Raw genomic sequence first — 23,889 nt, forward strand, 5'->3', positions numbered from 1 at the left:
TCACTGTTTATCTCTCCCCAATTTGTGCGTTCTATAGTATCTGAACACAGCTTCCTGATAGTAACCTGCGTAAGGGGCAAAGGTTTCCATGCCAAACTCCATTACCTTTTTTGTGCTACCATTTACACCGAAGAGATCCTTCATCACTCTCTTTATCCATACATCAACGGGGAACGAGTTCAGTTCAGCATATGCGAAAAGCGTAATACAACTTCCAACCTTGTATCCGATCCCCTTTATTTTCATCAGCTCCTCGAGTTTTTCCATCAAGGGTTTATCATAAAGCTCTTCAAAAAACATTTCATCCTCAAGATTCTGGAAGAGTTCGTACAACCAATCCGCTCTAAAACCAAGCTTGATTTCAAGGAGATCCTCAAGCTTTAAATGCTTCAGCTGTTCCAATGAAGGAAAGGTGTAGAACACCTCATCATCCATTTCAACTCGATTTTCCGGAAACTTTGCAGAAAGCAGGTCGGATATTTTACGTATTGTAGGAATACTGTTTCTCGTTGAGATAATGTATTCCACTGTCATCTCAAGGGCATCCTGCCTGAGAATTCTCAAGCCTCTGGCCTGTTTAACCGCATTTAGAGAGAGTTCCTTTGTTCGCTCTGGAAGACTCCGGATGATCATTTCCAGGGTAGAATGAACCTCTTCTAAATCATCCTCAAACCCAAGATATTTTCGTAATCCTTCATCTATGTCCATTCCAAGTAATGTATCTCTGGAAGCTATCACATCAAGCTTTTTCCCAGACTGTTTGAGAAAAAGCACAGTATCCCTTACAACACCTTTCCACCAGCCATCAGTCTTTTCCCATCTGAATGTCTGACCACAATCGAGTGTGGTATCAAGATCGAAAGCTGTGTCGAGCTTCAGGGAAAACTTTATCATTTAGTCAGCATCCTCTCTGTGACAACCTTCAAAAGCCTGAAAGCGTTGTCTTCTCTGAATTCTCCAATAACCACGAGAACGAGGGCATTTCCTCCTATATTAACGGGCATTGCCGTTATGGTTTCCAGGCCGCTTGTTGTGGAACTTCGCGAACCGGTCTGAAGAGAAAGCGCGAGGACAAGGGGAGGAATTTCGACTGGCAACGGTTTCCCCAGAGAATTCCCCTGCGAGTCCACAAGCCTCAACTGAAGACCTATTTCATTCCCCAATTCTTCAATCCGCTCTATCAATTCTACAGGAACGCTACCCATAAGTTTCACCTCTTTCTGATCTTTCCAGGCGGCAGTTATAACTACCGCATTTCAACCACTTAGAAGTGAGAGAGAATGCTTTCGCAAATCCTTCGGTAACCACAAGCTTTGATGGTTTTATTATTTCGAGCAGCTCTTTCAATTCGTTTATGTCATTTATCTCAAAATTATCACTGTTCAAAGGCTTCCTTCTGTACTTCCAGAGATGTATCTTCTCAGGGAAATCCTGTTTTAGTTTTTCAAAATCCTTTTTTTCAATCTCCTGGCGCTTCATTTCCTGTTCTCTGAGGCCAAAAACACACCCACAATAATCCTGGACATAAATTCCAGAAAACAGTTCTCTCTTTTTCTTTCCATCTATACCCTTCCGAAAATTTGAGAACAAAAATCTCTTTCCCGTCGCCTTTTCAGCTCGTTTACCTTCGTTTTCCAGCATAACAATAGACTTTCTCGGGCTTGCCATCAGCGTAGTGGAAAAAAGATCAAAATCCATCTTTTGAGCAAGAGACGCTGTAACGCCGAGCCTCAAAGCTATACATCTTCTGCATCTTTCCCCACCTTCAGACTCATCTTCTAAATTCCGGGCAAGGGCATAGAATCTTTCTTCATCGTATTTTCCTTCCATAGTCTCCAGTCCATATCTTTCAGCAACCTGTTCGAAAGCCCGGAGACGTTTCACATATTCCTCATAGGGAAAGATGTTTGGATTGTAAAAGAAAGCGGTTATTTTGCCGTTGAAATCGCTTTTCAGGTGTTCCATAGTAACAGCTAAATCAGGGCCACAGCACACATGCAAAAGGAGTTTCAAAAATCGATCATCTCCCTGAACTTGCTCAACGTCTTGATTCCTATTCCGCTTACTTTAAGCAGGTCTTCCGGTTTATGGAATTTTCCATTGTGTTCTCTGTAATCAATTATCCTTTCTGCCAGGACAGGTCCTATCCCTGGAAGCGCTACTAACTCCTGAAGAGTCGCGGTATTGACATTTATCTTTCCGGAATTCTCGCTTTTATCCGGAACATTTGTTGAAACGCTCCCAACTCTTACCAGATTTCTTATTTTGTCCAGAGTGGCTCTTCCTATCCCCTTCACATTTATAAGTTCATCTATGGCCTTAAAACCACCATGCTCTTCCCGGTATTTCACTATCTCTGCTGCCTTGACTTCCCCTATGCCGGGAAGTGAAGTCAAATCTACTTTCGATGCTGTGTTTAAATCCAGTCTGGTATCTCTGGTGTTTTCCGCCTTACTTTTTGCAGCGTTCGTAATGGTAACCAGATCCTTTAGCTTTTCGTAGGTAGAGTTACCTATTCCCTTAACTTGAAGCAACTCTTCGGTTGACGAAAAACCGCCATTGCTTTCTCTGAACGTAACAATCGCCTTTGCCCTGGTCTCGCCGATTCCCGGAAGTAACTGCAATATTTCTACAGTAGCGGTGTTCAAGTCTATTGGAAATCGCTCTTTTACATCAAAAAGGGCCTCGCTGTTTTTGGTTACGTCATTGGTCTCACCCATGTTCAATAAAGCTATAAAACCAATAACAACGATGAAAATCACGGACCCAAGTAATTGCGCTTCTTTTGAAGAAAGTCGTTTCATTTGATTCTCCTCAAGTACCTTCCGGAAATATCCCAGCCTGTTATTTCCTCAACCTTGAAAACATTCAAAGCTTCAGAATAATCTCTCGCGGTTTCGAGATCGGGAAATGCCCCGAGAATTGCCGCGTAGAACGTTCGGCCATCGGCAGTGTAGAATTTATAAGCAAAAGCCGGATAACCGTTTGCCCTGAGATTTATAATCTGCGGTGCTATACCATCTACTATTGTATGCGAAACAAGCTGAACTCCATAAGCTACCTTTGAAGCAAATAACCCTTCCAGCGGGTTTTCACCAAGGAACATTATTCCGTAATTTCCTGGATCAATTTTGGTGATGAAATAATTGTCTTTTCCCTTTTCAATACAGAGTTTAAATGCCGTATTCTCATCAACTACAACGTAACTGAACGCAGTTCCCTGGACAAAGTAATCAAAAGATTCTATAATAAGTCTTTCGTAATCGAAGCTCTCAAGAAAGAAGTGCCTTTCAGGCTCTTCAACCGCCATCTCTTTATCCGGAGAAGCTTCTTCAAGTTTTTCTATCTCTTTCTTAAGAGGTTCTAAGGAGGGTTCTTGAGGTTCCGTTGCAGCTATAGTTGGATTTACGCTGTTTCTTATTTCTTCAACGATGAGTCTATAATTGTCGTTTTCCTGTTTCAATAGGTATGCATACCCCCCAACAATGAATACCGCAATCGAAAGGGCTATCACAAAAACTGAAAGCATCCTGACCGCTGCTCCAAAGGCTTTGTCACTCACGTAAAACTCTCCAATCCTCTCATATTTTTTCTCACCATCCGGGAAAGTTCTGTAGAAGAAACCACAACCCTTCTCTGTTGTGCTCCACCCGGGAGCCAGATGACAATTTCCTTCAGTTTATCTATGTATTCAGTAACGGAACTCATATCAAGTCTATAAGGCCAATTGTTGCACCATATCTTTTTTAGCGTAAGGAAAAATTTTCTGGTATGTTCCTCATCTAAAAGTCCATGCAAAAGTCCAACCCAGCTTTCGATGATTGCTCCAAAGGCAAGAGCTACCATATAGTCCAGTTTAAGCCTAAAGGCTGACTGCAATATTCTTGTCATCGAAATTCCAACAGGCTCGTAGTCGTTGCTAATACCATCGATATATGCTTTCAAAGAAGACCAGAGAAGATCTTCCCACAATTTCAGATCTATTTCCATACCTTCGGATATCAGATTACTGAGATAGTTAAAGAGCCTCCAATCGTAGCTGTATGCAGTTATTAACATAGGAAACAGTTCGTAGACCCCCTGGCGACTAAAAACCTCATAGCTTAGTTGAGGTTCTATAATGACCTCTTCCGGTACGCCAAAAGTCCGTAACACATCTTTTCTGAACTCCAGATTGATGAAGAAGCTTCCGCAAATGGGAAGCATCACCTGCGAAAGCGGTGTGCTTGGCACCAGTCTCAAGTGTTTAAGTTCAGTGTAGGTGGAGGTTGAATAACCAACGAGATCAAGAAGTGCACCCCCACCGACAGCGGTGACGGAATCCTTTTTCGATACCTTGAAAAGCTGGTACATCTCGAGTACCCTATCAAGGGATTTGACGTGTTCGCCACCTTTCAAAGCATAGATGTTAGGAAAGCTCTTCCCTTTAAACTTAGGGACACCGGAGTCCACTATCAAAAGGGACTCCGGTATGTTTTTCCTGCAATCTTCGACAAATTTCACCACACACTCAGATTCCTGAACCCTCGTGAAAAGGAACTTTTTCATCCAATACCTTCCTCACAAAGTGCTTTCAGGAGTTTTACCGCATTAAGAACATCGTCATAATCAACCATTTCATGGGGTGTGTGGGCATATCTTGTGGGAATTGACAAAGTTCCAGCAGCGATACCGCTTCTGGTAACCTGATAGCCTCTGGCATTTGTGCCACCAAATATCAAAACCTCGTACTGATAGGGAATCTTATTCTTTTCTGCAACCTCTGCCAGCTTTTTCACAACACAGGAAGAGCTCACGCTTGCCCTGTCCTTTATCTTTATCGCCGGACCCTTACCGAGTTCAAAGCCCATTCTTTTGTAGGATTTCGGGGTATCGGGTCCGCCGGTTATATCGACAGCTATTGCCATATCCGGCATGATGTCAAATCCGGCTACGCTTGCCCCAACAAGTCCTACCTCTTCCTGGACGGTAAAAGCAAAGTAGATATCGTCCTTCGGATTCTCCAATTCCTTCGCAACCTGTATCAGGATTGCACAGGCAATCCTGTCATCCATAGCTTTGGATATCAATCTCTTTCCAGCATCGTAGAAGGTCGCATCGTAAGTTCCAAAGGTTCCCACCGGTGCAAGCTTCCCCGCTTCTTCTCTGCTTGTGGCACCGATATCCACGAAAATGTTGTCAAAACTAAGACCCTTCATATTCTCCTGTAATTCTTTACTAGACTCACCTTCAACACCAACAACCCCGATTACACCTGTTTCAAACCTTATTCTTGTACCGAGAAGAATGTACGGAGAAACACCACCAATCATCTCGATCTTGAGGAATCCCTTGTCGTCTATATTGCTTACCACAACACCGATCTCGTCCATATGAGCATCAAGCAAAAGCTTTTTGCCGGATGAACCTTTTTTCCATGCCACGAGGTTTCCAAGACGATCCACTTTATAACCATCAACATAATCCTTTATCTCCTCAATTATCATTTCCCTTATTTTATCCTCGCGGCCGCTTGGAGAACAAACCTCTGTCACTTTCTTTATCAATTCTTTCATTCGCTTAACACCTTCCCTTCCCTAACCAGGATTTTCGCAAGTTTTACAACTTTCAAGAAATCATTGATATCTATCACTGAAACAGGCGAATGTATGTAACGTGATGGGGTTGAAATCACCCCGGAAGGAATGCCTCTGAGTGTTCTCGCCAGTCGTGCGGCATCCGTTCCGCCGACTGTTCTGCTTTTGTACTGGAAAGGAATGTCATATCTTTTAGCCGTATCAACTATGGTTTCGAAGATCTTCCTGTCCAGTACCAGCCTGAATGCGCAAAGGTTAACGCTGGCCCTTCACCGAGGCGCGTAGACCACCTCGACTCAGGCATTTCCGGGTTGTCTCCTGCGGTGGTATTCTCAAAAACGAGAGCCGCATCGGGCTTAATCTGGGCAGCAGCAACACCGCTTCCTCTAAGCCCTACCTCTTCCTGGACAACCCAGGCAAAGTAGATATCATAGTCAACAGGATTTTCAAGAATGTCATCAAGAACTGAAAGCAAAACCTCACAACCGCTACGGTCATCGAAAGCCTTCCCTATCGCGTAATTTCCAACCTCTTCATATTTCGTGCTGAAAAAGACAGGGTCACCAATTCTTACGTTCTTCACTTCATCTTTACTCGAAACACCAAGATAAACGGATAAAGAATCGTAACTCGGTGACTTCAAGACAGTTGCGGGTTCCTGAATATGTATCGCATCGAACCCAATTACCCCGGGGATAAGGTCAGGTCCCACCAGCACCTTCTTACCGATCAGAACCCTTGGAGCCAATCCACCTACAGCTCTTATCGCCAGCGTGCCGTCTTCATTCACCCTCTTGACCATGAGCCCAACCTCATCCATATGAGCCAGAAGCATGAGCTTCTTGCCGTTACCTTTTCCTTTCTTCAGTGCAATAAGATTGCCCACATTGTCACGCCAGTACTTATCGACCTTATCCTTTATCTTTTCTTCTATATAATCCGCGACCTTCTCTTCAAAACCTGAAATTCCGGGAAGTTCGGAAAGTTCTTTCAGTCTCTCAAGCTTCATTCTCTTCACCTTCTTCCAATTCAAAAAGGAAGTTCACGAGTAATCTTGCAGACTCTTCAACATCAGATACCTGCACCACTTCCACAGGAGTGTGCATGAATTTATTTGGAAGCGACACCAGAAGCGTCGGGATTCCCGTACCGGCTATCTGGACATTATCGGCATCGGTTCCGGTCCTCCCAGCCGCGATTTCGTATTGAACCTTGACACCTTCGCGTTTTGCCACATCATCAAGCATTTTGAAGTATCCTTTGTGGATATTCGGACCACCTACGGTTATCGCCGGTCCTTTGCCGAGCTCTATTCCTGTCCTTTTGTGAGCGTGGGTTACATCCATCGCTATCCCAACATCAGGTTGTATCGCCTCAGCAGCCACTCTGGCTCCCATACCGCCTACCTCTTCGCGACTCGTAAAAACGAAGTACACATCCGGGAATCGGGAAAACTTTGAAAGCTGCTTCGCAACGAGTATAGAAATAACAGCGCAGGCTCTATCATCAAGAGCTTTTCCAATAACCTTTCCATTACTTTCAAAAGCTTCGGTATCTATCACAACAAAATCACCAATTTCGATTTTCTCATAATCCGGATTCATAGAAACATCAATAAACATTTCATCCATTGGCGGTATGTTTTTGCGATCTGCTGCTTTCTGGAGATGTGGCGCAAGCACCCCGATAACCCCCCGCCGTACCTTACCATCCTTTGATACAACCTTTACGCGTTGAGCGATAAGAACTTTGGGATCAATTCCACCCAAGGTATCAAACCTCAAAAAACCTCTTTCGTCTTTGGCGGAAACAACAAGAGAAACTTCGTCGATGTGAGTAAAAAATGCAACTTTTTTCTTGCCTGTCCCCCGTTTGAAGGCTATGAGGTTGCCAAGGTTGTCGACTTTTACTTCATCCACATAGGATTCGATCTCCTCCTGGATGATCTTTCTAACCTCATCTTCATAACCCACAGGGCCAAAGGCATTTGATAGCTTGATCAATAGCTCGGGCGTTTTCAAATCTTTCCCCCCTTTACCTCAAATTTTGCACTCTCTATTTTTTCCACAACTATTCTTCCCGTTCTGATGTGGGCTACAGCCGGGGTTTCATAGACATTATAATCTTGAGAAATCAAACCGCTTATTTGTATCAGAGAAGGCTTCAGATCGAGAGCTGCGATGACTGCTTCATCACCAACCGAATAGCCTGCTCTCAGTATCCCCCGCGCCGTTCCAAAGATCACAATGCTTCCTCCAGCGATTATCTCCGCCCCGGGATGGACATTTCCAAAGACTATGATATCGTAGTTATGTACAACAATCTGTCCGGATCGCAGATTTCGTTTTATTACCTGAGCTCCACGTACCTCGGTTACTTTCTCTCTAACAAGATCGTATTTCTGTCCAATCTTCACATTTTTCTTTTCCAGACTTCCTACGAGAATATCCTTCACTCTAACCCCGAGATTCCCGAGAAGGGAAACGATATTCACTATGTCATCCGGTTTGCTTGTTTCCTGTGTAAGCATCAAAGAGATCTCATCGCCTTCAGAGAAAAAATCGCGCGCTTCATTGAATTTAGCCATAATCTCCTGCTTCAAACTTTCAATGGACGAATATGACTCGATGAGAAGAATCAACCCTTTTTTTGTCATGCGAAAATCTATTGGCAAAATCATCCCTCCTTTCGAAGTAAATTCTATCACGAAGCAGGCTTTAAACTAACCCCGACCAGAGATTTAGTTGGATTTTAACCCCATAATTGAATTTTTACGGGTTAAGGCCCTTGACCGAATGGTGTTTATAGTGTAAGATATTTAACGATGTTTTGCGCCCTCATCGTCTAGAGGTCTAGGACACTGGCCTTTCAAGCCGGCGGCAGGGGTTCGAATCCCCTTGAGGGCGCCAGGGGTGGAAGCGTAGCTCAGTGGGAGAGCGCTTGCCTTACAAGCAAGAGGCCACAGGTTCGAACCCTGTCGCTTCCACCAGAAGAAGTGGCGAGGTAGCTCAGTTGGTAGAGCAGTGGACTGAAAATCCATGTGTCGACGGTTCGACTCCGTCCCTCGCCACCATCTTTTTCAATTCCCACAATTCCATATCCATCCCCTGACTCCAGCCTCGCATAAGCGAGGCTTTCTTTTTTCATATGCTGCTTTTACATGCGATAATTGTCGACACATTAGTGGTTTGTTAATCAGAGAAGGACTTTTACCTATTGCCTGATAACTTGTGATAGTTTTCACTCAATCTTCTCGGAATATCCCAGTATGCAACCTAAATCTTTATCTACTTTTTAGAGCGCCTTTAATGACAAGATGAGATCATTTCTTGATAATCTGTTATCTTTTGAAATTCGGGAATTGAGGCAATTAAGCCGTATTATTGCCCGCTTTTATTCGAAAAGACGCAAAAATCTTACTTGATTTCTTGTTTATTTTTTTGTTAGAGTGTAACTGTATTTAATAAAGAAAGTAATCTTAAGTAAAATGGTAGACCAAATAAGCTTACATAGAGAAAAAGAAAGTTTACCAATCTACTCCTAAAAATACTCGGTAAATCAATAAATGATTCAGGATAATCTTGATAGCTATATTTTTTTGTGATAAGAAGTGATCATTTGTCAATCTTTTGGCTTTAGAGGAATAGAGGAATAAAAGTAGCCGCCTGCTTTAATTCGAGTAAATCGTAAAAGGGGGGCACACCATAATAAGGAGGGGAAAGCTGTGAAAACACAGGTAAGGGTGTTTTTAGTACTGTTTCTTCTGGTTGTACTGTTGCTTCCTGCGTTATCTCTAGCAAAGGCTAAGAAGTATGAAATCGCGTTGGTAGTGAAGATCAGTGGAATTCCATGGTTCAATAGGATGGAAGAAGGTGTGAAACAAGCTGCTAAAGAACTCGGTGTTAATGCTTATCAATTGGGACCTTCCGATGCAGATCCAGCTCAACAGGTCAAGATTATTGAAGATCTTATTGCAAAAGGTGTAGATGCCATTTGTGTCGTTCCAAACGACGCGAAAGCTCTCGAACCTGTTTTTGAAAAAGCAAGAGAAAAGGGAATAGTTATTATAACCCATGAATCGCCAGGACAAAAAGGCGGGGACTGGGACGTTGAGACAATTGATAATGTAAAGTTTGGTCAAGTGAACTTTGAAAAATTGGCTGAATTAATGGGTGGAGAAGGCGAATTTGCCGTATTTGTTGGCGGACTTACAGTTCCACTCCATAATTTCTGGGCCGATGTTGGTTTAAACTATGTAGCTGAGAAGTACCCAAAAATGAAGTTGGTTACTGAAAGAATTCCTTGTGGTGAAAGTGTTGAGCTCTCGTATCAGAGAACATTAGAATTAATCACCGCTTATCCTAATCTCAAAGGAATCGTGGGGTTTGGTTCTCTTGGTCCTATAGGCGCAGCTCAGGCAATTCGTGAAAGAGGATTGCAGGGTAAGATTTTTGTTGTTGGAACAGTTTTGCCTGCCCATGCAGCCCCATTCCTTATGCAAGGACTTATAAGTCATGGTTTTCTCTGGGATCCAAAAGACGCTGGCTATGCCCAGATCTACATTGCTAAAGCTATTCTCGACGGTAAACAAATAAAACCGGGATTTGAAGTTCCTGGTCTTGGAAAAGCAACCATAGAAGGTAATGTGATCAAGTTTGACGCAATTATCGATATAACAGCTGAGAACGCTCTCTCATATGGTTTCTGATTAACAAAGGCTGGCTGGTTAACAAACCTGGCCAGCCTTTTTGTTTATTAGATTCAATTAAAAAGGCTTAAGAAAATGGTGAGAAAATGGCTGAAAAACTACTTGAATTAAAAAATATAAGCAAGAGATTTGGAGGAGTTCAGGCCCTCGATAATGTTGGCTTCGATATAAAAAAACAAAGAGATACATTGTCTTGTGGGGGAGAATGGATCTGGTAAAAGCACCTTAATAAAAATCATATCTGGGGTGTTAAAACCAGAGCCAGGTGGGACAATAATATTTGATGGCAAGAAAATAACTCACCAGAGCTCAATGGAATCTGTTAAAAGAGGTATTCAAGTTATATACCAGGATCTTTCTTTGTTTCCCAATTTGACGGTGGCAGAGAACATTGCATTCAACGTTCATATTGAAGAAAACAGATTTTTTGTCAGGTGGAGTGAAATTGTTGACATAGCACGAAAGGCAATGGAAAAATCGAAGCAGTGGATCTCGATCCTGAGGAATTGGTAGGGCGACTTTCGGTTGCTGATCGTCAACTTGTAGCAATATGTAGAGCGATGATTGCTGATGCCAAGCTTGTTATCATGGACGAACCCACTGCCTCGCTTTCCAAAAAAGAGGTTGAAAACTTATTCAAAGTAATTAAAGATCTTCAAAGCAAGGGTGTTTCAACGCTTTTTGTTAGTCATAAACTAAACGAGATAATGGAAATAGCCGAAAGGGTCACAGTGCTTCGTGACGGAAAAAAGGTTGGTGTTTACCAGGCAGAAGAACTTGATAATGAAAAACTGACCTACCTCATGACCGGCAAAAAGTTTTCTTATTCTAAATTGACTAAGGACTTTACTAACAGTGATGATGTGCTTCTAGAAATAAGACATCTTTCGAAAAAGAATAACTATAAGGATATCAATTTAACCCTTCACAAAGGTGAAATTATAGGAATCACAGGCTTGTTGGGTTCGGGTAGAACAGAACTGGCTCTATCATTGTTTGGGATGAATGAGCCTGATGAAGGCGAGATCTTAATAGAAGGAAAATCGGTGAATTTGAAAAGTCATGAAGAGGCTATAAAACATGGTATAGGTTATGTTCCCGAAGACAGATTGTCGCAGGGACTTGTTATGGATCAGTCCGTGGGAAAGAACATAATAATAACCATATTGAACAGACTTTTGGGGAAATGGAATCTCCTTGACAGAAACAAGCAAGACTGGGAAACCAAAAAGTGGGTTGATAAACTATCAATAAAAATTCCTTCAATAGAAGCACCGGTCAGGACCTTATCTGGTGGAAATCAACAAAGAGTTGTTTTGGCAAAGTGGATAGCCACTAATCCCAAAATATTGATTTTGGACTCGCCAACAGTAGGTGTTGACATTGCCGCAAAAGATAGCATATACGAAATTGTTAGAAGATTGGCATCAGAGGGTATAGGAATAATTATGATATCAGATGAGATTGAAGAAGTATTGTATCACTCTCACATTGTTTATGTGATGAAAGCTGGAAGGATAATAGGAAAATACCGTTCTGATCGGATAACAGAAAGGGAGTTGTATGAAAAGGCAAATGCGAAGGATTAATAATTCAATGCTTAAAAAATTTGTGGATAGCAATGAATTTTATTTGTTGATTGTGATTATTATCACAGCCGCAATTCTCACCTTTTTGAAACCTGACTTTCTGGACCTTAACAATCTATACGGAATGCTCGTAAGCAATTCATTCCTGGCAATAATGGCGGTCGGCGTTCTCACAGTATTGATATCCGGAGGAATAGATATATCCTTTACCGCAGTAGCCACAGTTGCCCAATATATCATGGCAACGACAATCATCAATCACGGCGGCAATATGTTTCTAGCTTTCCTCATCGCAGCGGTGGTTGGGATTGCCCTGGGTAGTATCAACGCAATACTCGTATACCTTTTAAAAGTTCCCTCAATAATAATAACCATTGCAACACTGAATGTATTCTACGGAATCCTTGTTTTCATAACTGGTGGTAAATGGATTTATGGATTCCCGGTTTGGTTTATGGAAAGAAACTTATTTAAATTCCCCGGTCCTCAGGGAAAAATGATAGTAATCTCCCTCCCCTTTGCGATACTTGTTATTGCTGTTACTTTAACGTGGATAATATTAAAATTTACCACACTAGGAAGAAAGATCTATGCTGTTGGTGGCAATATCGAAGCAGCCAGAAGAGTGGGGATTAACATATTTCTCATCCAGCTCTTCGTATATGGTTACATGGGATTTCTTGCCGGAATTGCTTCCGTAGTACAGGCAAATATGATGCTGACAGTTGCACCAAACGCGCTTATTGGTCGTGAACTCGAAGTTTTAGCAGCCGTTGTATTAGGCGGAGCAAGCTTGGCCGGTGGGACCGGAACAGTATTAGGAACAGTTCTTGGTTTTGGTCTGATAGTTATTGTGCAAAACGGACTCACACTTCTAGGCATCTCATCGTACTGGCACAAGGTTTTCATAGGTATAGTGATAGTTTTGAGTATTAGTATAACTGCTTACCGGCGAAAATTAAGCGAAAGAAAGGGTGCCATAATAAATGTTGAAGAATAAAATTGGAATAAGTTCAAAGTACTCTGAAGTAGTAATTTTAAGTGTTATCTTAGTCATCCTTATGGGTATGTTTTCTATTATGTTACCCGGAAGATTTCTTCATCCAAACAATCTACAATCTATGGCCTTTCAGCTTCCTGAACTCGGTATCTTGGCTCTGGCAATGATGATAACCATGCTAACTGGCGGAATAAATCTCTCAATAATTTCATCGGCCAATCTTTCTGGAATAGTCATGGCATTGATATTGACAAGAGTTATAACACCAGAGCTAACATCCACACAGGTAAATTGGACAATATTGCTGGCAGTATTGGTAGGCATGACGGTTTCCCTCGGAATAGGGCTTGTAAATGGATTTATAATAGCTTATCTGGGAGTGTCTCCAATTTTAGCCACCCTTGGTACCATGACCTTCTTTGAGGGAATAAGTGTAGTAATAACCAGAGGATATGTCATTTCTGGATTTCCAGAACCTATTCTTGCAATAGGTAATGGAACTGTCTTTGGTATCCCTGTTCCTATGCTCATATTTATTGGCGCCGCCATCTTCGTTGCAATTCTCCTTAATAAAACCCGGCTTGGTTTGCTAACCTACATGATAGGTTCCAACATAAAGGCTACAATGTTTTCAGGAATAAATGTGAATAAGATTATAATGAAAGTTTATACCGTTTCGGGTATCCTTTCAGGGCTTGCGGCTCTCATAATGGTCTCTCGCTTCAACTCTGCCAAGGCTGGTTATGGTTCTTCCTATCTTTTGATAACGGTGCTTGTTTCGGTTTTGGGCGGCGTAAATCCTAACGGTGGTTTTGGAAAGGTTTCCGGTGTAGTGATGGGACTGATACTTTTGCAGGTTATATCCAGTGGCTTAAATCTTTTGGGATTAAGTGCACATCTTACTATAGCATTATGGGGAGGAATATTATTAGCTGTTGAAGGCATCAGATTGCTTAGAAATAAACACGGACTAGGGAAATGATCGAGGTGCTTTTATGAAAGATATAATTATTTCTATAGATCTTGGGACAACCAGTGTAAAAATAGCACTTGTGAATGTTTCCGGTGAAATAGAAGCAGTCACTTCTCGAGAATACCCGGTTATTCTTCTTGATAATGGTGGCGTGGAACAGGACCCCCTTCAGTGGTGGAATGGAATTCTTGAGTGTTTCAAAGAATTGTGGGATAAGAAAGAGCATTTTCGTGGGAGAGTACTTGCGCTTTCAATATGTGGTCAAATGCACACACATGTGTATCTTGATAAAAAAGATGCTGTTCTGGGAAATGCAATAACATGGATGGACCAGCGAAGTTCGACTATTGTATCCAGATGGGAATCCGGCGAAGAAGGGAAAATACTTTTTGAAGCAACGTCAAATTTTGTTACACCCACTTACGTAGCACCACAGATTAAATGGGTTATTGAGAATAAGCCGGAAATATATGAGAAAGCAACGTCCATTCTCATAGCCAAAGATTACATAAAATATCTGCTAACAGGAAAAAAGACTACTGATCCATCCGACGCTTCAGGAACGCTCTTGTACGACGTGGTAAATAACAAATGGTCTGAAGAAGCGTTCAAAATCACCGGGATACGAAAAGAACTGTTTCCTGATGTGGTACCCTCCACAGAAATCACTGGAAAAATCACAAAATCCGCAAGTGAAGCTACAGGACTTCCAGAAGGATTACCGGTCATAAACGGAGGTGCGGATCATTCTGTTTCTGAGATTGGCGCTGGCCTCCTTAAAGAAGGACTTATGGCTACAATAATTGGCACTGCGGGAGTTGTTGCCAGTTGTGTTTCAAGGCCTGTAAAGGACGCAAAGAAGCGTGTTATATGCTGGAGTTATCCTATTGATGGTTTTTGGGATGTTCTGGGAATAACCCAGACAGCTGCGGCCGCTTTAACATGGTTCAGAAACACCTTTGATAGTGATTCCGATGAAGATATATTCGAACAGTATTCCTGTTCTGCTTCCAGGATAAAAGCGGGTTCAGAAGGTTTAATTTTTTTGCCGTATCTTTTTGGTGAAAGAACACCACATTGGGATTCGAAAGCTAGGGGAATTTTGTTTGGACTAAGTATGAAGCATTCTAAGGAACATATAATTCGATCGATTATGGAAGGTGTTGCCTATTCCTTGAGGGAATGTATCGAAGTAATGGAAGAACTGGGGTTGAAAGCCAAACAGATAAGAACCATGGGTGGAGGAAGTAAAAGTAAGATTTGGCGCTCAATACAAGCTAATGTTTATAACAAAGAGATAGTTTCTCTTAAATCTCAGGAGTGTTCTGCGATAGGGAATCTGATACTTTCAGGACTTACGCTTGGTTTTTTTAAAGATCTTAAAGAAGCTTCCACAGTAGTGAAAATATTGGAAATTGACCAACCCAACATAATTGATAACCAGGTATATGAACAAAGATATCATCTCTACAAAAAATTGTACAGAACAAACAAAGAACTATTTAGAGAATTGGAGGACTGAAAATGCATTATGGCGAACATGCAAAGGAGATTCTTAAGGCTTGCAAAATGATGGTAGCTCGTAATTTCACGGTTGGAACCTGGGGAAATATCAGCAAGAGAATAGACAGAAACACGTTAATAATCACACCGAGCGGAATGAATTATGCAATATTAAAAGCTGAAGACATGGTGGTAATGGATCTAGACGGAAAAATTATTCAGGGAAACAGAAGACCCAGTATAGAGTACAATCTTCATGCGTACATATATAAAGCAAGGGATGATATAAACGCAGTGATTCATACACATCCAATTTTTTCAACGGCTTTTGCTATTGCCAAGATGGACATTCCACCTGTTTCAGAAGAACTAGTTCAGATAGTTGGTGAAGGTATAAAATGTGCGAAATATGCTCTTCCTGGTACAACTGAGCTAGCAAAAAATGCTGTTGAATCTCTTGAAGATAAGAATGCGGTTTTACTCGTCAACCATGGGACCATATGCGTAGGAAAATCATTGGATCATGCATTCAAAATCTGTGAAGTTGTTGAAAAAGCTGCTCAAACGATTATTTACGCTAAAATTCTTGGAACTCCCAATGTTATTTCCCATGAGGATTGTGTGATAATGCGGGAATTTGTGGCAACAAAATACGGGCAAAAATAATGTGCCAGATATACAGCATAGATATCCAGCGTGGAGGTGAGAAAAATAAAGGTCACCAAATCAAAAAGGCAGCAAAAAATAATTGATCTTCTTTTGCAGCGAACATCTATCAAGACAGTTGAGTTATCTAAACTGCTCAATGTGTCAATGGTGACAATTCGTAGGGATCTCAGGGAACTTCAGGCTTCTGGTTACGTGATTAATGGTTATGGATATGTAAAGTTGATAAAACCGGAGATGTCGTCAAATAGCTTTTTTTCGAGAAGATTAGCTCGAAATAGTTATGAAAAGGAAGTAATAGCAGAAAAAGCTCTTCATTTTGTGAAAGAAGGAGATGTGCTTTTCATAGATGAGAGTACAACCTGCTATTTGTTTGCCACTAAACTCCCTGAACATTTCAACAATCTTCATATAATAACTAACGGTATACATATATTGTTAGCACTTTCAAAGGCTTCGGGATTTACTGTTGAATCCAGTGGGGGTAGCTTGCTATATGGTTTTGATTCCCTTGTTGGGCCAAAGGCCGAATCAATGCTCAAATCAATTTTTGCGCACAAGTTTTTCTTCTCATGTGGGGCTTTTCGACAGAATGAAGGCACTTTTGAACTCAGCCCCTTTTCAGCCAGTGTTAAAAGAATTATGCTGGAGAATTCTGAAAAGCATTATCTTCTTGTGGATCACTCAAAGTTCGGTTCTATATCTCCATTTCCTATGGCGTCTACAGATGAAATCCATGAGATAATTACGGACAAATAGCAAAACTCTCAACAAAGTTCCATTGATTAATGTTGCATAAAAAAAGGAGTCAGATAACCCGGACTCCTTTTTATTATTCGTCAGATAATCCGCTTAATTGTAATTGATCGCTTCTAAATAGTTTTCTCCGTGACTATTTCAATTTAAATGAATTTTCAAATCCGAAGGGAACTTAGTATAATGAAAATGAGCTCAAACGTTTGCGGAGGTTTGCGATGAGTAGAAAAGTGACAATAAGTGATCTTGCAAGAAAACTTAATATTTCACCTTCAACTGTCTCAAGAGCATTAGCAGGTAAACCAGGTGTAAGTGCTGAACTCAGGCAAAAAGTACAAAATCTTGCGAAAGAAATGGATTATGTTCCAAATGTTGCTGCCAAATCATTAAAAACAAAAAAAACAAAAACCATAGGTTTGATTATTTCAGATATAAGGAATCCATTTTTTCTTGATGTCATGCGTGGTGTTGAGAGTGTATTGTTTCCCAGAGGATACAAGTTCATTGTTTGTAGTGTGAACGAAAATCTTGAAAGGGAAGCTGTTTATTTGAACTGGCTCATGGAGCACGGTGTAGAAGGAATTCTTGCTTCACCATTAACCACCGTAAGTGGAAAACACAACGGTAATTTATACAGAAAAGTTGCGAGATTTGGCATACCAGTGGTTTTCTACGACAGGCTTATTAATGGAATCGGGGATTTCGACAGTGTTGTGCTCGACAACGAAACAGCTATTGCGGACGGCGTGTTTTACCTGAGAAGAAAGGGACACAAAAAAATAGGAATATGCCTTGCAAGAAGGGGGCTTTACACAATAGAAGAGCGCTACAAAGGCTTTAAAAAAGCTGTGGAATTACTCCAGATAGAGACGAGACCAGAGTGGATTATTGAAGGAAAACACCCGATGTATAGCTCTTTTGAAAAATTGAAAAAACTCTTTAGTTCTGAGGAAAGGCCAACAGCTATTATATCCACAAACCATCCAATGACCCGGTCTATTCTTAGAGCAGCAAAATCTTGCGGTCTTAGAATTCCTGAAGATATCTCTGTACTTGGATTTGACGATTTGATAGAAAATGAGCTTATGTCACCGCCAATCACAACGATACGCCAACCTGTTATGGAGATCGGAAGAATCGCAGTTACTTTGTTGTTGGGACGCATAGATGGAGAAAAAGAAAGCCCTTCCAGTATTAAATTAAAAGCCGAACTGATCGAAAGAGAATCAGTTAAAACCTTAGTGGAGTAAGCCAGAGATTAATTTATGGGGGAATACCCCCAAATTTGGAAATATGGGAGGTGCATTTATGAAAAAGGGGTTAGTACTTCTATTACTCATGCTTCTGGTAATTTCTGTCCCGCTTAGTACCTTTGCCTACACCAAAGGAGTTCCAGTAAAGAATATGCGAATCTTCTTTATCGTCAAAGCAACTGAATCCGAATTCTGGCAAATCGTTCTGGATGGTGCCAAAAAGGCAGCGAAGCATTTTGGGGTCACACTGATCGCTCAGGCGCCAACGTCCGAAGCAGATGTGGCTCGACAGGTTGCGATACTTGAAACCGCTGTATCTTTAAAACCTGATGCTATAGTTATTGCTCCAACGGTTGCAGATGCCCTTGTCCCGGGCATTGAGCGAGCAATGGATGAAGGAATCCCGGTTATAATAATTGACTCAGCGGCATCCACGGATAAGTATGTTAGTTTTCTCGCTTCAAATAATTACGCAATAGGACAGAAATCTGCGGATGCTTTGGCCGAAGCAATGATAAAGAAATATGGTAAGGCTGCTGGAAAAGTTGCTGGAATAACCTTCCTTTCAGGGGTCGGCTCACTTGAAGCAAGAAAGAAAGGTTTCTTGGACAGAATAGCTGAAAAATATCCAGAAATAGAAGTAGTAGCTTTCCAGGATGCCCAGGGGAAACAGGGTAATACAATTGGAATAGTTCAGGATCTTTTAACTGCTTATCCAGATCTTAAAGGTATTTACGCTAGTAACCAATATACAGGAGATGAGCTTGTTAGGGCTCTCGATATTATGGGTAAAAAAGGAATCCCTGCTGTTGCTGTTGACGCTGGTCCTCAGGAACTTTACGGTCTTGAAAATGGTTTTCTTGATGCGGTTCTTGTTCAGAGACCATGGGTAATGGGATATGCAGGCGTTGCTTATGCAATTATGGCAAGAAACGGTGTTCCTCTTGCTAAGAACGTTGATACAGGAATCATCGTTGTTACGCCGGAAATGGTGAAAAGCGGAGCGGCAGATGAAGCTTTGAAACCAGTAGAATTCCATAAGGACTGGTGATTAATTATACCGTGTGGGACAGTAATAAAACTGTCCCACATTGATTTTTTTCATCTTTGAAAGCGGGGAGATATCATGAACTATAAAGGATATGCCATTGTAATGAAAAAAATCGAAAAACGATTTCCTGGTGTTCATGCTTTGGATCAAGTTGATTTCTATTTAAAACCAGGTGAAGCCAAGGCGCTTGTCGGCGAGAATGGTGCAGGAAAGTCCACATTGATAAAAATTCTTACAGGGGCCTATCAACCAGATGAGGGAGAAATAATAGTTTTTGGAAAGAAAGTTGAAAAAATGACACCCATTCTATCTGAACAACTGGGAATTTCCGCTGTTTACCAAAATCTTATTTTGGCTAATCATCTAACTGTGGCGGAAAATATCCTTCTGGGAAATGAAAAATCAACCTTTGGGTTTATAGATAAAAGATTCATGATAAAGCGTACTCATGACATTCTTGATCAAATTGGGTATGCGGATGCAATAAAACCAGGTCAGAAAATAGGAGAACTCAGTGCGGCTCAACAGGGAATGGTAGCCATTGCCAGAGCTCTTTCAAGAAGTGCTAAAGTGATTATCTTCGACGAACCGACAGCTGTACTTGCAGACAGGGAGGTCAGGGAACTTTTTAGAGTTATTCACCAATTGAAAAAGAAAGGAATATCGATTATTTACATATCTCATAGAATTGAGGAAATCTTTGAGCTCTGCGATACTGCTTTAGTTTTGAAAGATGGCAGAGTTGTTGGGGAACGACCGGTTAAAGAGACCTCTGAAGATGAATTAATCACGATGATGGTAGGGCGCGAGCTCAAAAAAGATCTTTACAACCCCGCAAAAAAAATCGGCTCAGAGATTTTAAAAGTTGAAAAAATCGAAAATGAGAAACTCAAAAAATGCAGTTTTTCAGTTAAAAGTGGTGAAATAGTTGGGATATACGGTCTTGTTGGATCAGGACGTACCGAACTTTCGAGGGCAATTTTTGGAGCGGATTCCATTACATCCGGGAGGATCTTAATAGACGGGAAAGAAGTCAAAATAAGAAGTCCACGTTCTGCAATAAAACGTGGACTTGGACTAATACCTGAAGATAGGCGTCAACAAGGGCTTGCTTTGAAGCTCAGTGTAAAGCATAACATCAATTTACCAATATATGATCGCATTGGGCGCTTTGGATTTATTAAGCTTTCAAAAGAGACAGAAAATGCAAAACATTACGTAGAAGTTCTATCGATAAAAACCCCTTCTTTAAATCAAATTGTTTCCAATTTGAGTGGAGGAAATCAGCAGAAGGTTGTCGTTGCTAAATGGCTGGCAAGCCAATCCAGGATCTTTATAATGGATGAACCTACAAATGGAATAGATGTTGGTGCAAAGGAGGAAATATATGAATTGATGAACGACTTAGCTCAAGAAGGTGCTGGAGTCGTTTTCATTTCTTCATACATGCCGGAACTTATCAATATTTGTGACAGAATTCTTGTGATGCGGGAAGGTAGGATTGGTGGAGAGCTCCAGAGGGAAGAATTCAGTGAAGAAAAGATATTGTCGATAGCTATCAAATCCGAAAACAACAACGAAACAGAGAAAGTGAGGGAATAGATATGACTGATAGTGCTTCTACCAAAAAAAGCAAAAAAATTATTCTTAATACTCAATTAATCGTTCTAATTGTAGTTGCTGTTATTTGGGTATTTCTTGCTTTTCAGAGTGAATACTTTCTTACCATGTCTAATATCAAAAATATAATGCGGCAAATGGCCATTCAAGGCGTTCTTGCTGTTGGAATGGTTGTTGTGATCATAACTGCTGGAATAGATCTGTCCAGTGGAGCTGTTTTAGCTCTTGTGAACATCATCATGTCGAAGATGGTAGTTAGTGGGGTTCCGATCTGGCTATCTGTTGTGACAGTTATTGCAATATCAGCTGCGATTGGACTTATAAACGGGATAGTAGTATTTGATTTAAGGGTTCCTGCATTCATTGCTACTCTAGGAATGATGACAATAGCCAGAGGGGCAACCCTGTTGATTTCGAAGGGAAACAATGTATTTGGTTTACCAAGAAGTATTGCTAATTTTGCATCATCCGACTTTCTGGGAATACCCACATTATTCTGGTTCCTTATAGCGGCAACGGTGATAATCGAAATGGTTTTGCGCTTAACCAAGTTTGGTAGATATGTATATGCTATCGGTAGCAATATAGAAGCCGCCAGATTGTCAGGGGTTAATATACGCCTTGTTACTTATGGTGTTTATACACTCGCAGGAATAATGTGGGGAATAGGAGGTGTGCTCGAAACAAGCAGGCTTTGGATGGGAGTTCCTACCACCGGAACCGGTTATGAACTCGATGCCATTGCAGCAGCTGTTCTGGGTGGAGCTAGTCTGTTCGGTGCAGAAGGAAATGCTATTGGTGCATTCGTCGGAGCCTCGTAATGATAACGATCTACAACGGGGCTGTGCTCATGAATGTGAATCCATTCTGGACGAGAATTATTGTTGGAATGATTCTTGTTACCACAGTTGCAATAGACCAGGTGCGGAAAAGAAGAAGTACATAGACATTCATATGTCCTATTTAGAATAAGTGGAAAGGGGAAATAAAAATGAACAAACGAAGAGTTGGAATCATAACATTTTCTGATGGTAGAGAATTTGTCCATAAAGAGTTACTTGAAATGAATAAGAATTTTGAAAATAGACTCGTAAAAGCTCTGGAAGAAACTGGAGAAGTAGAGGTAGTAAGGGCTTCCGAAATAGTCTGGAAACCATCATTGGCGAAGAAAGCTGGAATTGAGCTTCTAAAATCACAGGTGGAAATCACTATTTTTAATTACGCAATTTGGTGTTGGCCTCATCTGACTGTTATGGCGTCATTATTTGCACCGGGTCCTTATCTTTTGTATGGTCAAATAAACCCAAAGTACCCTGGTATGGTTGGTCTTCTTGCAGCGGCCGGTGCGTTGGAACAAATCGGTGTTTTTCCGGAAAGAATTTGGGGAGAACCGGAAAATCCAGAAGTTATAGAGAAGGTTCTCAAATTTGTTAGAGCCGCATCTGCTGTTAACCGTCTAAAGGGTGAACGATATGGTATGTTTGGCGGAAGACCTATGGGAATGTACACCGCGGCAGCGAATGGAGATCAGTGGTTAAAAGAGTTTGGAATTGATGTAGAACAAATTGATCAATACGAATTGGTAATAAGAGCCGAAAAGGTATCAGCTGAAAAGAAAAGAAAAGGTCGAGAATGGTTAGAAAAACTGGCAAATGTAATATACGACGGGAATCAGTTGACTCCGGAAATACTCGAAAGACAGATTGCTATGTATGAAGCAGCAATGGAAATAATAAATGAATATGAATTGGATTTCGTTGGGTTCAAAGGTCAGCCAGAAATGACAAACAATTACGCGACAATGGATGTTGTAGAGGCTTTTCTGAATGATCCTTACGATTGGAACGGTCCAAAGGAACCTATAGTAGCTGCGACAGAAACGGATATGGATGGAGCGCTTACCATGGAAATCTTCAAACACATTGCACAAACACCTGTTCTTTTTGCTGACGTCAGACATTATTTTGAGGACGAAAACATTCTAGATCTTTGTAACTCAGGAACACACGCCACATATTTTGCAGGAAAGTCCTTTGATCCGGAGGTAAACCTAAAGAAAGTAACGCTTTACCCTGAAACTTTCTACTTCCCTGCAGGTGGAGCCGCTGTAAAACATTTCGCCGTTCCCGGAAGAGTGACAATGGCTCGATTAGCCAGACAAAATGGTAAATATGTTATGACTATCGTTCCCGGAGAATTTCTGGAACTTCCAGAAGATGCAATGGAAGAATTAGCGAAAGACGTTCAGATCGAATGGCCTCACGCTTACATGAAACTAGACACGGATATGGAAACATTCCTTAGAAATTATCCATGTAACCATATACATGGCGTTTATGGGGATTGTGTTGAAGAACTAATATACTTCTGTCAAATAAAGGGAATTGAATACAGAATCCTTGGGTCACAGAAATAAACTTCTTTCTGGAGGTATGGATTATGCTGAAAAATATGCCAAGAGTAATTTCTCCAGACCTAATGACTGTACTCATGAAAATGGGACATGGTGATGAGATCGTTTTGGCGGACGGAAATTTTCCGGCTGATTCTTTCGGCCCCCGGGTCGTCAGAGCCGATGGTCTCGGTATTCCAGAACTTCTGAATGCAATTTTGAAGTTCTTTCCATTAGATACTTTTGTGGACGAAAATGTTATTCTTATGGACAATGGGAAAGAAAAGAAACCTCCTATCTGGGAAGAATATAAAAAAATTCTTGAAGCTTCTGGTGAAAAGGTAAAACTGAAAGCAGTAGATAGATTCGAATTTTATGACCTGGCAAAAAAAGCATATTGCATAGTGGCAACTGGTGAAACTGCATTGTACGCAAATATCATTCTCAAAAAAGGAGTAGTAATAGTTTAATGCTATTTATCGATGACTTCAGCGAGGAAGCTGTAAAACTGGTAGAAAATCCTGTCTTTTCAGGTCTGACCACGAACCCAACGATTTTGAAAAGGGATAGACCGAATCTTACCATGTTGGGAGCCGTGGTTTTACTGGAAAAAATCCCGGGAACAATGCACTTCGTTCAGGGAAGCGTAAAAAACACTGAATGGATACAGTTTTTAGCAGAACTGATTGAAACCGGAAAGATAACCGCTTCCAAGTTTGTAATTAAACTTCCATGGGAGCCGAGTATCGCAGCACCTATCTCCAAACAGTTGAAGAAGATGGGATTGAAAACCTGTGCCACT

General features: G+C 41.2%; 22 protein-coding genes, 3 tRNA genes and 3 pseudogenes. 18 read left to right on the forward strand and 10 right to left on the reverse strand.

What is annotated here, in order from left to right:
• The 10 genes and pseudogenes from DU53_RS00170 to minC all read right to left on the reverse strand — a co-directional run bounded on the left by DU53_RS00170 (window position 1) and on the right by minC (window position 8,250).
• Window positions 1–894 (reverse strand): DNA-3-methyladenine glycosylase, encoded by an 894-nt coding sequence (locus tag DU53_RS00170; RefSeq protein ID WP_012744549.1) that lies wholly within the window; start codon window positions 892–894, stop codon window positions 1–3.
• Window positions 891–1,205 carry a hypothetical protein gene (locus DU53_RS00175; RefSeq protein WP_012744550.1) on the reverse strand — a complete coding sequence of 105 codons (315 nt, stop codon included), beginning with the start codon at window positions 1,203–1,205 and terminating at the stop codon, window positions 891–893. Before DU53_RS00175 ends, DU53_RS00170 begins: the two co-directional genes overlap by 4 nt.
• Window positions 1,198–2,013: an epoxyqueuosine reductase QueH gene (locus DU53_RS00180; RefSeq protein WP_012744551.1), complete on the reverse strand. Its 816-nt coding sequence runs from the start codon at window positions 2,011–2,013 to the stop codon at window positions 1,198–1,200. The genes DU53_RS00175 and DU53_RS00180 overlap by 8 nt, the downstream gene beginning before the upstream one ends.
• Window positions 2,010–2,804 (reverse strand): ComEA family DNA-binding protein, encoded by a 795-nt coding sequence (locus DU53_RS00185; RefSeq protein ID WP_012744552.1) that lies wholly within the window; start codon window positions 2,802–2,804, stop codon window positions 2,010–2,012. The genes DU53_RS00180 and DU53_RS00185 overlap by 4 nt, the downstream gene beginning before the upstream one ends.
• Complete coding sequence (locus DU53_RS00190; RefSeq protein ID WP_012744553.1) at window positions 2,801–3,562, reverse strand: hypothetical protein; 762 nt, start codon at window positions 3,560–3,562, stop codon at window positions 2,801–2,803. Before DU53_RS00190 ends, DU53_RS00185 begins: the two co-directional genes overlap by 4 nt.
• Window positions 3,559–4,548 (reverse strand): 3-dehydroquinate synthase, encoded by a 990-nt coding sequence (locus DU53_RS00195; protein ID WP_012744554.1) that lies wholly within the window; start codon window positions 4,546–4,548, stop codon window positions 3,559–3,561. The genes DU53_RS00190 and DU53_RS00195 overlap by 4 nt, the downstream gene beginning before the upstream one ends.
• Window positions 4,545–5,555, reverse strand: coding sequence for a M42 family metallopeptidase (locus DU53_RS00200; RefSeq protein WP_063726859.1), 1,011 nt, complete (start codon window positions 5,553–5,555; stop codon window positions 4,545–4,547). Before DU53_RS00200 ends, DU53_RS00195 begins: the two co-directional genes overlap by 4 nt.
• Window positions 5,552–6,585 (reverse strand): annotated as a pseudogene (locus DU53_RS00205) (M42 family metallopeptidase). The gene DU53_RS00200 and the pseudogene DU53_RS00205 overlap by 4 nt, the downstream one beginning before the upstream one ends.
• Window positions 6,575–7,597: a M20/M25/M40 family metallo-hydrolase gene (locus DU53_RS00210; protein WP_063726861.1), complete on the reverse strand. Its 1,023-nt coding sequence runs from the start codon at window positions 7,595–7,597 to the stop codon at window positions 6,575–6,577. Before DU53_RS00210 ends, DU53_RS00205 begins: the two are co-directional and overlap by 11 nt.
• On the reverse strand, window positions 7,594–8,250 hold the full coding sequence (minC, locus tag DU53_RS00215; protein WP_012744558.1) for a septum site-determining protein MinC: 657 nt from the start codon (window positions 8,248–8,250) through the stop codon (window positions 7,594–7,596). The genes DU53_RS00210 and minC overlap by 4 nt, the downstream gene beginning before the upstream one ends.
• 159 nt (window positions 8,251–8,409) lie before the next feature.
• Between minC and DU53_RS00220 the strand changes: the two genes are divergently transcribed.
• The 18 genes and pseudogenes from DU53_RS00220 to DU53_RS00300 all read left to right on the forward strand — a co-directional run.
• Window positions 8,410–8,485: transfer RNA gene (locus DU53_RS00220), tRNA-Glu, on the forward strand.
• Between the two features lie 5 nt (window positions 8,486–8,490).
• A tRNA-Val gene (locus DU53_RS00225) sits at window positions 8,491–8,565 on the forward strand.
• A gap of 8 nt (window positions 8,566–8,573) precedes the next feature.
• Window positions 8,574–8,649 (forward strand) — tRNA-Phe (locus DU53_RS00230).
• 651 nt (window positions 8,650–9,300) lie between these two features.
• Window positions 9,301–10,284, forward strand: a complete 984-nt coding sequence (locus DU53_RS00235; protein ID WP_082853710.1) for an autoinducer 2 ABC transporter substrate-binding protein — start codon at window positions 9,301–9,303, stop codon at window positions 10,282–10,284.
• Window positions 10,285–10,370: 86 nt separating this feature from the next.
• A pseudogene (locus DU53_RS00240) lies at window positions 10,371–11,873 on the forward strand (sugar ABC transporter ATP-binding protein).
• Window positions 11,860–12,873 carry an ABC transporter permease gene (locus tag DU53_RS00245; RefSeq protein WP_063726886.1) on the forward strand — a complete coding sequence of 338 codons (1,014 nt, stop codon included), beginning with the start codon at window positions 11,860–11,862 and terminating at the stop codon, window positions 12,871–12,873. Before DU53_RS00240 ends, DU53_RS00245 begins: the two are co-directional and overlap by 14 nt.
• Entirely contained in the window at window positions 12,860–13,855 is a 996-nt protein-coding gene (locus tag DU53_RS00250; RefSeq protein ID WP_063726863.1) for an ABC transporter permease, read from the forward strand. The genes DU53_RS00245 and DU53_RS00250 overlap by 14 nt, the downstream gene beginning before the upstream one ends.
• 13 nt (window positions 13,856–13,868) lie before the next feature.
• On the forward strand, window positions 13,869–15,368 hold the full coding sequence (gene xylB, locus DU53_RS00255; protein WP_063726865.1) for a xylulokinase: 1,500 nt from the start codon (window positions 13,869–13,871) through the stop codon (window positions 15,366–15,368).
• A gap of 2 nt (window positions 15,369–15,370) precedes the next feature.
• Window positions 15,371–16,015: a class II aldolase/adducin family protein gene (locus DU53_RS00260; protein WP_063726866.1), complete on the forward strand. Its 645-nt coding sequence runs from the start codon at window positions 15,371–15,373 to the stop codon at window positions 16,013–16,015.
• A gap of 36 nt (window positions 16,016–16,051) precedes the next feature.
• Window positions 16,052–16,774 carry a DeoR/GlpR family DNA-binding transcription regulator gene (locus DU53_RS00265; RefSeq protein WP_235599631.1) on the forward strand — a complete coding sequence of 241 codons (723 nt, stop codon included), beginning with the start codon at window positions 16,052–16,054 and terminating at the stop codon, window positions 16,772–16,774.
• A 200-nt stretch (window positions 16,775–16,974) separates the two neighbouring features.
• Window positions 16,975–18,021, forward strand: a complete 1,047-nt coding sequence (locus DU53_RS00270; RefSeq protein WP_369816063.1) for a LacI family DNA-binding transcriptional regulator — start codon at window positions 16,975–16,977, stop codon at window positions 18,019–18,021.
• 58 nt (window positions 18,022–18,079) lie between these two features.
• A complete protein-coding gene (locus DU53_RS00275; RefSeq protein ID WP_063726870.1) occupies window positions 18,080–19,075 on the forward strand; it encodes an ABC transporter substrate-binding protein in 996 nt (331 codons plus the stop codon).
• 75 nt (window positions 19,076–19,150) lie between these two features.
• Window positions 19,151–20,677, forward strand: coding sequence for a sugar ABC transporter ATP-binding protein (locus DU53_RS00280; protein WP_063726872.1), 1,527 nt, complete (start codon window positions 19,151–19,153; stop codon window positions 20,675–20,677).
• A 2-nt stretch (window positions 20,678–20,679) separates the two neighbouring features.
• On the forward strand, window positions 20,680–21,516 hold the full coding sequence (locus DU53_RS00285) for an ABC transporter permease (RefSeq protein WP_082853712.1): 837 nt from the start codon (window positions 20,680–20,682) through the stop codon (window positions 21,514–21,516).
• Window positions 21,516–21,641: a hypothetical protein gene (locus tag DU53_RS13090; protein ID WP_255358846.1), complete on the forward strand. Its 126-nt coding sequence runs from the start codon at window positions 21,516–21,518 to the stop codon at window positions 21,639–21,641. Before DU53_RS00285 ends, DU53_RS13090 begins: the two co-directional genes overlap by 1 nt.
• Window positions 21,642–21,686: 45 nt before the next feature.
• Window positions 21,687–23,111 carry an L-fucose/L-arabinose isomerase family protein gene (locus DU53_RS00290; RefSeq protein ID WP_063726874.1) on the forward strand — a complete coding sequence of 475 codons (1,425 nt, stop codon included), beginning with the start codon at window positions 21,687–21,689 and terminating at the stop codon, window positions 23,109–23,111.
• Between the two features lie 23 nt (window positions 23,112–23,134).
• On the forward strand, window positions 23,135–23,557 hold the full coding sequence (locus DU53_RS00295) for an RbsD/FucU family protein (RefSeq protein ID WP_063726875.1): 423 nt from the start codon (window positions 23,135–23,137) through the stop codon (window positions 23,555–23,557).
• Window positions 23,557–23,889 (forward strand): annotated as a pseudogene (locus DU53_RS00300) (transaldolase); the annotation flags it as partial. The gene DU53_RS00295 and the pseudogene DU53_RS00300, both read left to right, overlap by 1 nt.

This window comes from Kosmotoga sp. DU53, assembly GCF_001639905.1.
GTDB lineage: Bacteria > Thermotogota > Thermotogae > Petrotogales > Kosmotogaceae > Kosmotoga > Kosmotoga olearia.